Below are 14,732 nucleotides of genomic sequence, written 5' to 3'. Positions count from 1 at the left end.
GGTGCCTGAGAACGGGCGGTTCTTCGTCGGGGCGCGTGGGTGCGCGCCTCTGCTTTGTTGGAGGGCCGCTCTACAGATCTATTGCCGGGCGCCGATAAGATGCTTAATGCGTGCAGTTGCTAACAATGGACGATAAGTCCAAAGCTGTGCGGATAAGCGAGCGAAGCTCAACGCCGAGCGGCGAGATACTGTGACTTCTGGCGTTATCGGCTCGACGCCGAAGCAGACAATGACGGTAAATACGAAATGGCTTCTTTCAAGATTCACGATCACGCGGCCGAGCAGCCGCAAAAATGTTCCGGGTGCCGGGACACAACGCGCCCGCCCGTTGAGATCGGGTTCGCGTTTCAGCCCATCGTCGATATAAGCGCAAGCACCGTGTTCGCGTGCGAGGCGCTGGTGCGCGGCCCAAATGGCGAATCTGCCTATTCGGTGCTCTCGCAAGTCGACGACGCAAACAAATATCAGTTTGACCAGCACTGCCGGCAGATCGCCATAGCCAGTGCAGCCGCGCTCGGTCTAGACGCATTTCTGTCCATCAATTTCATGCCCAACGCGGTCTATAAGCCCGAGGTTTGCATAAGGAGCACCCTCGATGCAGCGCGAACGCATGGCTTTCCTATTGAGAGAATTATCTTCGAGACGGTGGAAGGCGAGCATTTGACTGATCGCACCCATCTCGTCGACATTTTCCGGACGTACAAGCAGTTTGGCTTCCTCACAGCAATCGATGATTTCGGAGCCGGCTATTCCGGGCTTTCCCTACTGGTCGATTTCCAGCCTGACATCATCAAGCTCGACATGGGACTTTTACGCGGCATCGACACTGACGGTGTGCGTCAGCGCGTTGTGCGAGGCGTGCTATCGATCTGTCAGGATTTAGGTATTCGCGTGGTTGCGGAGGGCATTGAAACCAAGGGCGAGCGCGACTTCTTCATTGCGCATGGCGTCACTCTCATGCAAGGCTATTTCTTCGCTAAACCGGGCTTCAAGTCTATTCCGACCGTCGATGCGTCCGCGTATTTGACCTGACGGCGGGCAGCTCAGCGCGGACTTTCCAGGCCAGACCATCGGCAAGGCGCCGCAAGCGCCGTACCCGAGGCGAGCTTCCGCTCGCTTTTGATGCTTCGTGCCATGCCGCTCGTGCGAGCGGCATGCGGCCTCGTGCGCCTTCCTCTTCTCCCTACACAAGCCAGCAATTACTCTGTGCCGCTCCACGATCCGGCGGCAGGCATAGCGGTTGCGTATCGCTTACCGCCCATACGACGTGATGCATGCCAGGTCGATCAGAGTACGACTGCGGCCAATGGGTCGACGACGCGCAATGTCGGGCCTGCACCGACGGCGCTATCTCACGTGCACGAAAAGGAGCGCCGACCTGGAGACTGGTTCGGGCGTTCGAATACTCAGGGAGGTAATCATGGAAGCAATGAAGAAAGCAATGCTCTGTTCAGTGTTGGTGGCAGCTTCTGTTGGCGCCGCATTTGCGCAAGGCGCGGGTGGCGGCGGGAGCGGCGGTGACGGTGGCGGCAGCGGCGGCGGAACCGGCGGCACCAGTGTCGGGACAGGCGGCGCTGGCGTAGGTGGCGCGAACGGCGCGGGCCAGGGCGGCGCGGGAATGAGCGCACCCAATACGGGTGGCGGAGCGACGTCCTCGTCCAAGGGCTCCCATTCGACGATGGCGCCTACCCGCAAGCCGCAGAAGAACGCACAGGGCAAGGGCGCGTCCGATACGGCTGCCTCCAGCGCGCAATGAGCGGCCTTTAGCGTCGCTCGCGCAGGTGCGCGAATCTGATGCGTTGTAGAAGAACAGCGGCCCACCGAATGGTGGGCCGCTGGCGGTGAATTGCGTCAGTTTGTTCTCAACCGCCCTCGCTACGATTTCCTCACGCGCGCTCGACCGAATCCCTGTTCAGCATGCTTCGCGGAATCGACAGAATGAGGACGCAACTGACGAGCAGGCACGCGCCAAGAGCATAGGTGCCATTGTTGATATTGCCGGTCAGATCTTTAGCGACACTGGTAATCATCGAACCGGTGAAGCCGGACAGGTTTCCAACGGAATTGATGAGTGCAATGCCGGCGGCCGCCGCGGTGCCAGAAAGAATCTGTCCCGGGAACGTCCAGTAAATCGGCATCAGACCAAGAATCGCACACGTGGCAATCGTCAGGAAAACAATCGACAAAGCAACGTTGTTCGCGAACGCGGCACTCAGGATCAGGGCGATACCACCAATACAGGCAGGAATAGCGGCGTGCAGTCTGCGCTCCCCGGTCTTACGCGAGTGCCAGGCGTTCCAGATCATTGCCGCAACCGCACTGAGGTACGGAATAGCGGTCAAGAGGCCAATGTTCAAAGTACTCTTTACACCAGAAGCCTTGATGATTGAAGGAAGCCAGAACGCCAGGCCGTAGAAGCCAGTGTTGAACGTGAGAAGAATAAAGGTCAGCAACCAGACACGTGGGCTCTTCAACGCAGCTGCAACGCTGTGGGTCTTTTTCGAGCTTTCCTGTTCAAGATTCCTTTGCAGCAGAGCTTTCTCGGAAGCCGTCAGCCAGTTCGCCGATTGAATTCCATTTCCCATGCGGAAAAGCACGACGAATGCGACCAGAATAGAAGGAATACCCTCAAGCAGAAGCATCCATTGCCAGCCTCCCATGCCGAGCAGGCCGTGCGTGTTTTCCATCAGCCAGCCGGAGATGACGCCGCCGAGTGTCAGGCTGACCGGAATGGCAATCAGGAAGCCCGACATGGCCACGCTTTGGCGCCTCGCGGGAAACCAGTAGTTCATATACAGGATGATCCCCGGGAAGAACCCGGCCTCGCACACTCCCAGCAGAAACCGGAGAATGTAGAACATCGTCGAAGTCTGTACATGGAAGAAATGCGAAAGAGGCGAGATGAACGCCAGTGACGAGGAGACAATGCCCCACGTCACCATAATGCGTGCAATCCAGAACCGCGCACCGTATTTGTGAAGAAGAAGATTGCTGGGCATTTCAAAAAGAAAATACCCCCAGAAGAAGATGCTGGCGCCCACGGCGTAAATGCTGTCGCTGAAGCCGAGCGCGTCGAGCATCTGCAGTTTTGCAAAGCCCACATTGACACGATCCAGATACGCGACCACGTAGCAGAGAAGCAGCAGCGGCAGGATGCGCTTCAATACCTTTCGATACAACTGTTCTTCGACCTCGCTGGCTACGGCGGGTGCCGCCGCTGCCTGAGTAAGGGTTGGCATTGGGACTGTCTCCTTTTGGTATGTCCTCTGCGAGGAATGCCCGACTTGATGTTACCGATAACATCGGCGGGCAAAGCTTTCCCTCGTGGGAAAATGTTATCGGTAACGAAGGTAGCATGATGCGCCCTCGAACGGCAAGCCAGGGGAATCTACCTAGGCGCGCAATATCGGGTGCCGTATCATGCTGAGTCGTTGCGAGTCGTTTATGCCGCAGTTCCGGCTGACTCGCTCATGAAAGCAAACCACCCCGAGACCGATGGGCAATCCCCGCATCAACGACCGTACCGTCAGCGACCCGCATCCCGGTCCACCTCGCATGTCGGACGTCGCGCGTATCGCGGGCGTTTCGAAGATGACGGTGTCTCGCGTACTGGCGGGGCACAGCGTGGCGCCGGCAACCCGGGAGCGCGTACAGCAGGCAATCGACGACCTCGGCTACGTGGCCGACGCCGCCGCAGGCGCGCTGTCGTCCGGGAAGTCGGAATTCGTCGCCGTGCTCGTACCGTCTCTCGCTAGCTCGAACTTCTCGGATACCGTGCGTGGGCTATCCGCCGCGCTAGAGCCTCATGGCCTGCAGATTCTTCTGGGAGACACCGACTACGATCTCGCTCGCGAAGAGCGACTGGTTCGTTCGATGCTCAGATATCAGCCTCGCTGCATCGCGCTGACCGGGTCGCAGCATACTGAAGGAACGCGGCAAGTACTCGAGCGCTCGCGTATCCCCGTGGTGGAAATGTGGGACCTGCCAACCAACCCGATCGACATGGCGGTCGGCTTTTCAAACGCCCGGGCAGCGCGTGAGATGGTGCGATATCTGAAGGACCGGGGTTACCGCAAAATCGGTTTTCTGGCCGGCGCAAGTGACCTGGATCGACGCGGTCTGGAGCGCCTGAAGGGTTACCAGCAGGAGATGAAGGCACAAGGGCTCGGCGAGCCCCGGGTGATCCGCTTTGGCGAATCGCCTATCACCATGAGTCACGGCGCTCCCGCGCTAGATGCTCTTCTCGAACGATGGCCCGATACGGATGCTGTCATGTGCGTGAGCGACATGTCCGCGTTTGGCGCCATCATGCAATGCCACCGTCGCGGACTTCGCGTTCCCGACGATATCGCAGTGGCGGGCTTCGGTAATTTCGAAGTGTCCGTTTGCTGTAACCCGACGATTACGACGGTGTCGGTCGACGCCTACGGTATCGGCTCCCGCGCGGGGCAGCTGTTGCTGTCGTCGGTCGCGTCGGCTACTCCGCGCGCGATACCCGAGCGCCGCAAATTCACTATCGATTACACGGTGATTTCGCGCGAAAGCGCGTAACCTTTCCTGGTGCACAGCGTCTGCGCAGCGTGATAACATCAATGGATGTTACCGATAACAGATCTGACGGATCTGACGGATCTGACCGATCTAACCGATCTGTCTGCACGGAGACCGCAGCGAGCGCCTCGGCGCTAACGCTGTCGCAGCAACGGCGATAGTCGCTATCAGATTCCACGACATCGTCACGACATGGACACGACGGAGTACAACGCATGACTCAGCTCAATGCCAGGCGCTTGCGCAGCCAGGAATGGTTTGACGACCCTGCCAACGCGGACATGACCGCGCTTTACGTAGAGCGCTTCATGAACTATGGCCTCACGCGGGAGGAGCTGCAGTCGGGGCGGCCCATCATCGGTATTGCGCAGACAGGCAGCGATCTGGCGCCCTGCAACCGTCACCATATCGAACTCGCGACGCGCACTAAAGCAGGCATTCGTGACGCAGGCGGAATTCCGATGGAGTTTCCGGTTCACCCCCTGGCGGAACAAAGCCGCCGTCCTACTGCCGCACTCGACCGCAATCTCGCTTATCTTGGTCTCGTTGAGATCCTGCATGGATTTCCTCTGGATGGCGTCGTGCTGACAACAGGCTGTGACAAGACTACGCCCGCGTGCCTGATGGCCGCCGCAACGGTCGACATGCCGGCCATCGTACTGTCAGGCGGTCCGATGCTGGACGGTTGGCATCAAGGCAAACGAGTGGGCTCGGGAACGGTGATCTGGCATGCGCGCAATCTGCTCGCGGCGGGCGAGATCGACTACGAGGGGTTCATGGAACTGACCACCGCATCGTCTCCGTCCATTGGGCATTGCAATACGATGGGAACCGCGTTGTCGATGAACAGTCTCGCCGAAGCGCTGGGTATGTCGCTTCCGGGTTGTGCGAGCATCCCGGCAGCCTACAGGGAGCGCGGACAGATGGCGTACGCAACGGGCAAGCGTATCGTCGACCTGGTGCGAGACGACGTGCGGCCGTCGAAGATCATGACGAAGGCGGCGTTTGAGAACGCGATTGTCGTGGCATCGGCGCTAGGCGCATCGAGCAATTGTCCGCCGCACCTCATCGCGATTGCTCGTCATATGGGCGTTGAGTTGAGTCTGAACGACTGGCAACGTGTCGGCGAAAAAGTACCGCTCATCGTGAACTGCATGCCGGCCGGCGAGTATCTGGGCGAGAGCTTTCATCGCGCGGGCGGTGTTCCGGCGGTGCTGCGGGAGCTCGACCGCGCTGGGCTCGTGCATCGTGACTGCCTGACCGTTTCGGGCCAGGTGATTGGCGCTATTGCCGACAATGCGGCTCAACCCGACCGCGACGTCATCAAGACGACCGACGAGCCGTTAAAGCACGGCGCTGGATTCATCGTGCTCTCCGGCAACTTCTTCGACAGCGCCATCATGAAGATGTCCGTGGTCGGCGATGCGTTCAGAAATACCTATCTGAGCGAACCCGGTGCAGAAAACAGCTTCGAAACAAGGGCAATCGTGTTCGACGGACCCGAGGACTATCACTCTCGCATCAATGATCCGTCGCTCAACATCGACCAGCATTGCATTCTGGTGATTCGCGGTGCGGGCACCGTGGGTTACCCAGGCAGTGCCGAGGTCGTGAACATGGCGCCTCCTGCCGAACTCGTGCGTCAAGGCATAACGTCGCTCCCCACAATGGGCGACGGCCGGCAAAGCGGAACGTCGGCCAGCCCGTCGATTCTGAACATGTCGCCGGAAGCGGCCATTGGCGGCGGCCTCGCTCTTCTGCAAACGGGCGACCGCATTCGCGTCGACCTGAATACGCGGACCGTGAATGTTCTGGTCGATGAAGACGAGCTTGCACGCCGTCGTGAGACGGTGAGCTTCGACATTCCGCCGGCGCAGACACCGTGGCAAGAGCTTTATCGACAGACTGTCGGTCAATTGTCCACGGGCGGATGCCTCGAGCCCGCAACGCTTTACCTCAAAGTCATAGCAGAACGCGGCAACCCGCGACATTCCCACTAAACCGGCAGCGCTGGCATCGCATCGCGATGCCAGTCCGGCCGACTCGATCTGCCTGTGTGAACGGAGACAACCCTCATCATGACGTCACAAAACCCCACCAGCTATCTGCCTGACGACTTGCAGCGGGCGCTGCTTGTCGGTCGTGTCTGGCGCAAAACGGCCGCATACGAAGGGCCGTCTGTCGTCGTAGTGCGTAACGGCGAAGTACTGGATATCACCGCGAGTGTGGCGACCACTGCCGACCTGTTCGATCGTGAAGACGTCGTTCAGTTTGCCCGGACGGTTGCGGGTGAGGCGCTTGGTTCCGTTGTGAAACTGGTCGAAGCAAACCTGGGCGCAGTGCAAGAGGACGCGCCCCGGTTGCTTGCTCCCAATGACGTACAGGCAATCAAGGCGTGTGGCGTCACGTTTGCAGTGAGCCTGATCGAGCGGGTGATCGAAGAGCAGGCGGGCGGAGATCCCGCTAAAGCCGAGGAGGTTCGAGGAACCATCGCCGCCACCATCGGCACCGACCTGTCGAAAATCAAGCCGGGTTCGGAAGCAGCAATGAAACTCAAGGCGGAACTCGAACGACGCGGCGCATGGTCTCAGTACATGGAAGTCGGCATCGGGCCCGACGCCGAAGTTTTCTCGAAGTCGCAGCCGATGTCCGCGGTAGGTTTCGCGGCCGACGTCGGCCTGCTGGCGGCGTCGAAGTGGAATAACCCGGAGCCGGAAATCGTCCTTGCAGTGAATAGCCGTGGCGAGGTTGTCGGCGCAACGTTAGGCAACGACGTCAATCTGCGCGACATAGAAGGGCGCTCGGCTTTGCTGCTGGGCAAATGCAAGGACAACAACGCGTCATGCGCTATTGGTCCTTTCGTGCGTCTGTTCGACGACTCGTTTGACCTCGACTCCGTCCGCAAGACCAGTGTTTCCCTGCGCGTGGAAGGTGCGGACGACGGCTTCGTCCTGGAAGGCGTCAGCCATATGAGCGAAATCAGCCGGGACCCGGCGGATCTCGTCGCGCAGACATGGGGACGTCATCACCAGTATCCGGACGGTTTCATGCTGTTCCTCGGCACGATGTTCTCGCCGATCAAGGACCGCGACACGAAGGGCGGCGGCTTCACGCATCATCTTGGCGACAAGGTGACCATTTCGGCTCCCGAACTCGGCGCGCTGATCAATACCGTGCGATTGAGCACGGAGGTCGCGCCATGGACTTTCGGTGTGCGCGCGCTTTATCGCAATCTGGCTTCCCGGGGCGTGCTTTAAGCTACCTTTGAGCGGCTTCGTGCGGGCGCACGAAGCCGGGACGTCTTATTGCGCCTGTGCGGCCTGACGTTGAGCGGCCTGGTGTTGTGCGGCCTGCTCCTGAGCGCGCTGTTTGGCGAGGTGCCTGCCCACCATGCAGCCGCCGACCGCGCCGACGACAGCATGGTGCCCCGCGTAATGCCCGGCGACGCCGCCCACTACCGCACCCTTGATGCAGCCCGCGGCGTTCGCCGTGCCTGCCGCCCCGAAGACCAGCGCGGTTGCAACGAGGGCAATTCTTATCGGCCTAGCTTTCATTCGAAGATACTCTAAAGTTGGATGGTGGGATCTGGCGCCTTCGGGCGCCATTTTCAATACCCGCGCCATTCATGACGTTCACGCCACTCATGCTCGCGCCATTCGTGGCGACGCCATTCACGTTCACGCCATTCGCGACGCTCACGCCATTCACGCGCCCGCCAGTCATAGTCGCCGTATGCGACGGCGACAGGGGCGGGAGCATACACGACCGGAGGCGGCGGTGCGTACACCGGTTCAGCCGGCGCATACACTCCCACCGGGATGCCAATTCCAACGCCGACGTTGACGTGAGCCGACGCGGCCGTCGACGCTGCCAATGCAGCAAGACCGAGTACTACGCCGAAAATTTTCTTATTCATTTTCGCTACTCCCTTGCACGCGTTGCGTGCCGTGTCGGTGAACATGGCTCGAAGTGTAGGAGACGAGTCCGGACACAGGTGCAACGGCTCTGCGAGATTGGTAACACGACATTACGCGCTCGTCGGGACTGTCCGCCCGCGTCGCAGAAAGCCTGTTGCAATGTCACGTCACGGCGCCACAACTTTCGTCTGCCGATGTGCCATGATGGCAACAGAAGAGAAGGCGTAAGACGGTCACGTGGCCAATCGGGCAAGGGAGGCAAAAGTGACGAATGACGACAACTTGTTGGGCGAGCAGTCGGCGCAGATACCGGAAGCGCTCCAGACACTCGCTGGATACCTGGAACGGTCTCTTGACGGCGCTAGCAGCGTCGTCATGATGCGGCACACGAACGATCTCTGTACCGTCTATCTGGGCAATCCCGAGGGGCCGCGTGAGGAACTCAGGCAGATTGGCGCGATATCCACGGCGCTTGCCAATGAGATGCTCGAGTCGACTTCTTCGGGGGTGAATCTCATGCAGATCGACGGTCAAACGTATCGCTTTGCTCGCAGCTTCACCGAGGTCGGCGGCGTGGCGGCTGTTGTCTTTTCAACCGAATGATGTTGCTCGCGGCCATCAAGGGAGAACGCTCGGTGATCGTTTCAAATGGCGTCATGCGCCTGATCGGTTAAAGGAGGATTGGTGCGTTCGAGAAAGTATTTCGGCCTTCTGCTGTTCACGGCAGCCCTCGCTTCGACGCGTGCGTGGGCGAGTGACATTCAATGCGCTGCAACCCGCCAGCCGGCAGAGCGCGTCATATGCGACCACGCCATTCTGAATAACGAGTACGACGATATCGTCGCTGAGCAGCAAGCGCTGCTCAGCAGCGGAAAGCTGTCATCCGGGCAACTCGCGCAATGGCGGCAAGCGCGTAATGCTTGCACCGACGTCCACTGTATCGACACAGTGTTCGCGCAATGGAAAACGATGGCCCGGTCCATTTCGGCGAACGCCGCGGCTGCTCCGGCGATCGCTTCGTCAACAGATTTCGCTCCTGTCGGACCGGCATCCGATGCGGCTGCTCTCACGTCCGACGCCGGAGCGTTGCCTGCGTCACAGGCATCGCCGACATCCGAGGCATCGCTCGTGCGTCAAGGCAGTGCGGCCGGCGTAGCGCTGCCGCAACCTGTCGCCAGTCAGGCGTCGTCCCCGGCGGCCGCTGCGGTTGCCACAGGCGCCCGCGAACCTCGAAGTGCGACAGGGTTGGCAACCGCACTGACGGTGCTTGTCCTTATCGCGGCCGCGTTTGGCGCGTTTGTCATCCGTCGTAAGCGAAGTGGCGGCTCGCCTAGGCGTCGTTGATAAACGGTCGCAAGAGAACCGTCATCAAGCCGCGAACCCGGCACACGAGTAAGCTTGCGGGTGCGCAGCGCCGCCTTCTCAGGGCGAGAACAACCTCCGCAACGAGCAAGGGCGGCCCGCGCGACTCCTCGCAAATCATCGACAACTGACAAATGGACCTTTGGATTCAACCCTGTGCACGGTGCGCCGACCTCTACGGGATGCCGGCGACCGAGCCCCCGCATCAAGACCTGACGCTCAACGGTGCGGGCGCCGTTAAAGATGCGCGAGCCGAGGAACACTACACGTGCCTTCGTTGTCGCGGTGTGTTTGCGCGAATCCTCGCGGGTCCGCCGACGCGGCGGATCTGGATGCTGCTGAACGCCGGACAGCATTGATGCGTGTGTCTTTAGTGCGTGCTCGCAGAGTCTTTCAACGTCACTGAGGGGAAAACTATTTCCCGGAATCGACTGCGACAAGACGAGGGAGCTTCGATGCAGGCCGGCGAGCCGACCTTCCACTGTGCTCAGACCGGTGCAGCGAACGTTTCGTTTACCATCTGCTCGCTCTTACGCCAGAGCGCCGCTGCGTTGGCCGGGTCGAGCGCATAGCTTCGAACGCCCTCGCTAACAGGGGTAATCACGGCATCGTCAGGAACAACTCCGCTCACATGACAGTTCTCGCAGTACCGGCCGCCGATGTCATCGGCCGACGCGACTGCAGCAGTCCACACAGACGTCGCCGCGCCTTGTGGGATGGTCTTGAACTGGAAAGGCGCCTTCCCTTCAGAAGCGAGCTGCTTGTTGATCGCCTCCACCATATTAGTCAGCTGTTCTTCGCCCATGTGTCGTCCCAGTTCAGTCTGGATTCCACCGGGATGGACAGCCGCCGCTCGTACGCCTCGGGCTCGATGACGCTGGTCGAACGCAACCGCGAAAAGAATGTTTGCTGTTTTGGATCGGCCATATGCCACGAACGGGTCGTAGGGCGTGCGCTCGAAGCCCGGGTCATCGAGGTCGACATTCGCGAACCGGTGCCCCGAAGATGCGAGCATCACCACGCGTCCTCCGTCCGGGAGCAGGGACGCGAGCCGGTTCACGAGCACGAAGTGCCCGAGGTGATTGGTGCCGAACTGCGTCTCGAAGCCGTCCGCGGTCTTTCCCGGAGGTGTAGCCATGACGCCCGCATTGGCGATGATGATGTCAAACGGCTTGGCCTCGGCGAGCAGTTTGTCACTGCAGGCCCGAACGCTGGCAAGGCTCGCCAGGTCCAGTTCAACCAGTTCGATGCTGCCACCGCCCGCAGCGGCTTCCTGCCGCGCACCGGCGATTGCACGTGCTGCTTTGTCCAGATCTCTCGCAGCGCCGACCACGGTCGCACCGTGTGCCGCGAGGGCTCGCGCGGTCTCAACGCCAAGCCCCGCGGATGCACCCGTGACGAGAATCCGCTTTCCATCGAGCCGTATGCCCGACAACACATCGTCAGTCGTCGATGTCGCTCCTAACTGCTTCGTCATGCCTTCTCCCGTCACTGTAAGATGAGGCCACTTTTACAATTCAATAAAACGGAGGATGTCTCCGTTTTCAATATACTAAGCGGAGTGTCCCTCCGTTTGCAAGTGCGAATTGCACCATGACTGCGTCCACGCCTAAAGAGAAAAAGCCACGAGCCGACGCGCTACGCAACCGTGAGCGCATCCTTGAAGAGGCAAAGAAAGCCTTCACCAGTGAAGGAGGTGACATTAGCCTCGAGGAGGTTGCGCGGCAGGCTGGCGTAGGCCCCGGGACGCTCTATCGCCACTTTCCAACCCGCGAGGCGTTACTCGAGAGCGTCTACCGCGCCGAGGTCGAAAGCCTGGCGGAAGAGGAGCGACGGCTTACCCAGGAGTTGCCTGCCGACGAGGCGCTGAGAGAATGGATGCTGCTCTTCGTCGACTACATTGCGACCAAAAAAATAATTGCGCCGGCGCTGAACTCGATCGTCGGTGGGGCGACGAGCGAGCTGTTCGAGTATTCCGGAAAGCAAATCAAGGCGGCAATCCAGACGCTTGTGTCACGTGCGGTCGAGAGTGGAGACGTCCGGGCAGACCTGGAACCACTTGATTTGCTGCGTGCACTGGTCGGCGTGTCGAATGTCGCTTCGGCTCCCGACTGGCAGCAAAGTGCGAAGCGACTGGTGGACATTCTGTTGCTCGGGTCAAAACCGGGTAACTGACACCTGCATACCTGGCTGTTTTCCGCATGCGTTAGCAAGCGCTTGCGTATCCGCAAACAATCAGCGGAATAAGGCACGAACTATGCGCCGAGGATCGTGTGCACGGCAGACGCTTGCACGAGACGTTTTCTTTCCAGGTGCATCATGAACTACATCGTTAAGACTTTTTGCGCTTCAGTTCTCGCGGTCGCGCTGTCGGTCGCAGCGTACGCACAAACTGGCCGGCCTGCGGGCGGGACGGCAACGCCCGGTGCCGGCGCCGGTTTGGCAAAGGCTCCAACCGGGAGTACCGACAGCTCTCCTGATGCCAAGGGCACTGGCGCCAATGAGGCGCGCATTGGTCCGTCGATAGGTCGTTCCACTCACAGCAAGACTAATGGTCTCAATATGGGCACTCGTAGTGGCGCGAACAGCGACGTCAATATGCCGCGGAACGCCCCGAAGCAAGGCGGCCAGTAGCTTGAGCGCCACGAGGGCAGTGGGTCAACGCGTTGTCTTCGGGTCGGGCCAGGGCCAGCCCCTTCGCGCCTGGGGCGCATTCTGCGCGTCGGACGGCGCGGCCGCGACCGAAGTTACCGCCTCCGCGGCGCTATGCGATCGTTCGTCCCCCGCGTCATCCGCTTTGCCGGCAAGCCGGTCCCCAAACCATGCGACCTTTTTCCGAAGGTGGCCGACATAAGCGTTCCAGCCGTCGGGGTTCCCGTCAAAGAGCTCGTGCTGAACGGTCGACGCAAGAGCTTTGCGGTTGAGTTCGGTATCGAGCAGTTCCTTTGGCCACAGGAAGAACGCGCTGGCGACGCGTGCGCTGAAATCGGCCACCGTCATGTTCGGCGCGAGCGTTCGCAGGAACCCAAAATCCCGGAACAAATGCAGTTCCGCGGCAAGGTGTACCACCGGCGTGTCGGGTGTACCGGCGCGGCTTAGGCAGCCCAGAGCTTCGAGCATGTCTCCGAGGTGCAGTAGCAGTTCTCGTCTGTCAAATCGGTCGTCCATCGAATATCTCCATTCGCTGCATCCGCTTCAGAATAGATCAGCCTTTCCGGCGCAACGCTTCGTCCCGCAGCATCTTATCCTTGCGCGTCATCGTCGGCCAATTGCGACGCCATGCTCCGGTTGAAGAACTGAGTTCCGCTGCCCCGTAGACGAGCCATGAAGCCTGGGACCTCGCTAGCCGGATTACGCATATCGTTGTCGCGCGGTGCGCAGGCGGGACTTAGTCACTGAAGCTTCAGTACAAGTTCTCGCATACAGAGGACTCCAGGCACGACCCATGCGCGCCTGCAAAGCAGTTATGCGGGGAAGCCATGAGCAGAATATTGTTGGTAGGCAAAGAGCCCGATCTGATTGAGGTCCTGCGACTTTCTCTGGAGGCCGACGGTCATCACATCATGACGGCGCTCGATTGCCTGGAGGCGTTGGAAATGGTGGCAGGGAGACTTCCGGACATCGTCGTCACTGACTCGAAGACGGTAGACGCAATCGCCCTTTGTAAGTTGCAACGACACGCGCAGCCGGGCGAACGCTTCCGTGTCATCCGGCTCTCCGATGGCCCGCAGCCGACCGACACCCACGCGTCCCTTTTCGACGCCTACGTTCAAAAGCCGGTGGATGTTCAGCAGTTGCTATCGCTGGTTTCGCAACTGACAATAGAGAGACAGAATTTGAGTTCCGACAGCGATATCGACATGAGATCACGCTGAAGTCCGCGGATGATCGTGTGGGCTTTGTTGTCGTAATGCGAACTCGCTGGTGAGCGCCGGACGAGTTTGTGAGGGTGCGCACATAATTCGCCGCCACCCATTGCTAGCCTTGCAGACTTGGGAGGTACCTAGCCATGCACGCAACGCCGGTCGAGTACGCGGGCGCAACCATAGTGCCCGTCGCGTCCCTATCCGGGAACGGTTATGCCGCGATTGCCATCGTTACCACCAGCCTCGGCAAACAGCGCGCCTATGGGCCGCTGAAACGCTTTCCTACCGAAAAAGCCGCGTGCGAATACGCCGTGTCTTACGCGAAATCCCGGCTCGACCGCCGATGGAGGCGCGCCAAGAAATGACAGGGCGCGACGGCGCTGCCTGCTGAGACAACGTCCGCTTGACGGCTTTGCGGCGTGGCAGTGCGCTCCCGTTCGCGAAGTGACAACGCGTTGCGCGTTGGCTGCGCCTAGTCGCGCAATCTGCGAAGCGCAAATTGATGTTGTCCGCGCCTCGAGTTGCGCTGCGTGCGCAGCGACCGTCCCCGCGTCAGCGAAGCGAGACGTTGATTTCTCCCGAGGCTACAACCGCAGACGGAACAGTAAAGCAACGCGACTTGTTCAATGCCCTTCAGAAAACAGCACGCCTTGCGCGCTGGCGTGCGAAGCGGCTTTCTTGTCCGTTAAGAACTCATTGCGATCCTTGCCTGCAATCCAGGCGGGTGCTCGCCCACGGCCGCTCCACGTCGAGCCGCTTATGGGGTCGCGGTACTTTGCTTCCAGCTCATTTGCCTGAACGCCTACCTTGCGCCCCGTCAGCTCGGAGACGGTGATGCCATACTCACCCATCTTTTGCACGATTTCGTTCAACACGAGGAGGGTCTCTCGTTCCCTGGCTTCAGCCAGTTGCTTGTCCAATGCTTCTTGTTGCGCGCGCAGTTGAGCGATTTCAATACCCTGATATGCCATATGTTCTGAACTCTGTTGCCGATTTCCCCGTCGATCGATTTCGGCGGATGGTTTGCAAGTATAGG

The 14,732-nt window shown here is 60.0% G+C and carries 15 protein-coding genes; 9 read left to right on the top strand and 6 right to left on the bottom strand.

Annotated elements, in window-relative coordinates:
- Positions 1-246: 246 nt before the first annotated feature.
- Positions 247-1,032 carry an EAL domain-containing protein gene (locus tag H281_RS0130440; RefSeq protein WP_020070905.1) on the top strand — a complete coding sequence of 262 codons (786 nt, stop codon included), beginning with the start codon at positions 247-249 and terminating at the stop codon, positions 1,030-1,032.
- Positions 1,033-1,420: 388 nt separating this feature from the next.
- Positions 1,421-1,756 carry a hypothetical protein gene (locus H281_RS37060; protein ID WP_020070904.1) on the top strand — a complete coding sequence of 112 codons (336 nt, stop codon included), beginning with the start codon at positions 1,421-1,423 and terminating at the stop codon, positions 1,754-1,756.
- Between the two features lie 130 nt (positions 1,757-1,886).
- On the opposite strand, the gene H281_RS0130430 is transcribed toward H281_RS37060, so the two are convergent.
- A complete protein-coding gene (locus H281_RS0130430; RefSeq protein ID WP_020070903.1) occupies positions 1,887-3,239 on the bottom strand; it encodes an MFS transporter in 1,353 nt (450 codons plus the stop codon).
- A 256-nt stretch (positions 3,240-3,495) separates the two neighbouring features.
- On the opposite strand from H281_RS0130430, the gene H281_RS0130425 reads away from it, so the two are divergent.
- From H281_RS0130425 to H281_RS0130415, 3 genes are all read left to right on the top strand, one after another.
- Complete coding sequence (locus H281_RS0130425) at positions 3,496-4,551, top strand: LacI family DNA-binding transcriptional regulator (RefSeq protein ID WP_020070902.1); 1,056 nt, start codon at positions 3,496-3,498, stop codon at positions 4,549-4,551.
- Positions 4,552-4,766: 215 nt separating this feature from the next.
- Positions 4,767-6,551 carry an IlvD/Edd family dehydratase gene (locus H281_RS0130420; protein WP_020070901.1) on the top strand — a complete coding sequence of 595 codons (1,785 nt, stop codon included), beginning with the start codon at positions 4,767-4,769 and terminating at the stop codon, positions 6,549-6,551.
- A 78-nt stretch (positions 6,552-6,629) separates the two neighbouring features.
- Complete coding sequence (locus tag H281_RS0130415; protein ID WP_020070900.1) at positions 6,630-7,808, top strand: fumarylacetoacetate hydrolase family protein; 1,179 nt, start codon at positions 6,630-6,632, stop codon at positions 7,806-7,808.
- Between the two features lie 45 nt (positions 7,809-7,853).
- Here the strand turns inward: H281_RS0130415 and H281_RS0130410 are convergent, their stop codons facing one another.
- A complete protein-coding gene (locus H281_RS0130410) occupies positions 7,854-8,105 on the bottom strand; it encodes a hypothetical protein (RefSeq protein WP_020070899.1) in 252 nt (83 codons plus the stop codon).
- 53 nt (positions 8,106-8,158) lie between these two features.
- Positions 8,159-8,467 (bottom strand): hypothetical protein, encoded by a 309-nt coding sequence (locus H281_RS0130405; RefSeq protein WP_027805075.1) that lies wholly within the window; start codon positions 8,465-8,467, stop codon positions 8,159-8,161.
- Positions 8,468-8,732: 265 nt separating this feature from the next.
- Between H281_RS0130405 and H281_RS0130400 the strand changes: the two genes are divergently transcribed.
- Complete coding sequence (locus tag H281_RS0130400; RefSeq protein WP_020070897.1) at positions 8,733-9,071, top strand: hypothetical protein; 339 nt, start codon at positions 8,733-8,735, stop codon at positions 9,069-9,071.
- Between the two features lie 1,246 nt (positions 9,072-10,317).
- Here H281_RS0130400 and H281_RS0130385 read toward each other — a convergent pair.
- Positions 10,318-11,307, bottom strand: coding sequence for an SDR family NAD(P)-dependent oxidoreductase (locus tag H281_RS0130385; RefSeq protein WP_020070894.1), 990 nt, complete (start codon positions 11,305-11,307; stop codon positions 10,318-10,320).
- A gap of 116 nt (positions 11,308-11,423) precedes the next feature.
- Between H281_RS0130385 and H281_RS0130380 the strand changes: the two genes are divergently transcribed.
- The gene (locus H281_RS0130380) at positions 11,424-12,005 is read left to right on the top strand and encodes a TetR/AcrR family transcriptional regulator (protein ID WP_020070893.1); all 582 of its coding nucleotides are present in this window, start codon (positions 11,424-11,426) and stop codon (positions 12,003-12,005) included.
- A 483-nt stretch (positions 12,006-12,488) separates the two neighbouring features.
- Here the strand turns inward: H281_RS0130380 and H281_RS0130375 are convergent, their stop codons facing one another.
- A complete protein-coding gene (locus H281_RS0130375; RefSeq protein ID WP_020070892.1) occupies positions 12,489-12,998 on the bottom strand; it encodes a hypothetical protein in 510 nt (169 codons plus the stop codon).
- Between the two features lie 311 nt (positions 12,999-13,309).
- On the opposite strand from H281_RS0130375, the gene H281_RS0130370 reads away from it, so the two are divergent.
- Positions 13,310-13,705 (top strand): DNA-binding transcriptional response regulator, encoded by a 396-nt coding sequence (locus tag H281_RS0130370; protein WP_020070891.1) that lies wholly within the window; start codon positions 13,310-13,312, stop codon positions 13,703-13,705.
- Between the two features lie 134 nt (positions 13,706-13,839).
- Complete coding sequence (locus H281_RS0130365; protein WP_020070890.1) at positions 13,840-14,061, top strand: hypothetical protein; 222 nt, start codon at positions 13,840-13,842, stop codon at positions 14,059-14,061.
- Between the two features lie 258 nt (positions 14,062-14,319).
- Here H281_RS0130365 and H281_RS0130360 read toward each other — a convergent pair whose 3' ends face one another.
- Positions 14,320-14,667, bottom strand: a complete 348-nt coding sequence (locus H281_RS0130360; protein ID WP_020070889.1) for an H-NS histone family protein — start codon at positions 14,665-14,667, stop codon at positions 14,320-14,322.
- Positions 14,668-14,732: the final 65 nt, after the last annotated feature.

The sequence above is a fragment of the Paraburkholderia caledonica genome (genome assembly GCF_000383275.1).
In the GTDB taxonomy this organism is placed as follows: Bacteria; Pseudomonadota; Gammaproteobacteria; order Burkholderiales; family Burkholderiaceae; genus Paraburkholderia; species Paraburkholderia caledonica.
This window is presented reverse-complemented; position numbering and strand designations above follow the sequence as displayed.

Coding starts and splice junctions, on each gene's coding strand:
- H281_RS0130375 (WP_020070892.1), bottom strand. CDS start 12,998: ATGGACGACCGATTTGACAGACGAGAACTGCTACTGCACCTCGGAGAC.
- H281_RS0130370 (WP_020070891.1), top strand. CDS start 13,310: ATGAGCAGAATATTGTTGGTAGGCAAAGAGCCCGATCTGATTGAGGTC.
- H281_RS0130425 (WP_020070902.1), top strand. CDS start 3,496: ATGGGCAATCCCCGCATCAACGACCGTACCGTCAGCGACCCGCATCCC.
- H281_RS0130360 (WP_020070889.1), bottom strand. CDS start 14,667: ATGGCATATCAGGGTATTGAAATCGCTCAACTGCGCGCGCAACAAGAA.
- H281_RS0130365 (WP_020070890.1), top strand. CDS start 13,840: ATGCACGCAACGCCGGTCGAGTACGCGGGCGCAACCATAGTGCCCGTC.
- H281_RS0130405 (WP_027805075.1), bottom strand. CDS start 8,467: ATGAATAAGAAAATTTTCGGCGTAGTACTCGGTCTTGCTGCATTGGCA.
- H281_RS0130415 (WP_020070900.1), top strand. CDS start 6,630: ATGACGTCACAAAACCCCACCAGCTATCTGCCTGACGACTTGCAGCGG.
- H281_RS0130410 (WP_020070899.1), bottom strand. CDS start 8,105: ATGAAAGCTAGGCCGATAAGAATTGCCCTCGTTGCAACCGCGCTGGTC.
- H281_RS37060 (WP_020070904.1), top strand. CDS start 1,421: ATGGAAGCAATGAAGAAAGCAATGCTCTGTTCAGTGTTGGTGGCAGCT.
- H281_RS0130440 (WP_020070905.1), top strand. CDS start 247: ATGGCTTCTTTCAAGATTCACGATCACGCGGCCGAGCAGCCGCAAAAA.
- H281_RS0130380 (WP_020070893.1), top strand. CDS start 11,424: ATGACTGCGTCCACGCCTAAAGAGAAAAAGCCACGAGCCGACGCGCTA.
- H281_RS0130420 (WP_020070901.1), top strand. CDS start 4,767: ATGACTCAGCTCAATGCCAGGCGCTTGCGCAGCCAGGAATGGTTTGAC.
- H281_RS0130430 (WP_020070903.1), bottom strand. CDS start 3,239: ATGCCAACCCTTACTCAGGCAGCGGCGGCACCCGCCGTAGCCAGCGAG.
- H281_RS0130385 (WP_020070894.1), bottom strand. CDS start 11,307: ATGACGAAGCAGTTAGGAGCGACATCGACGACTGACGATGTGTTGTCG.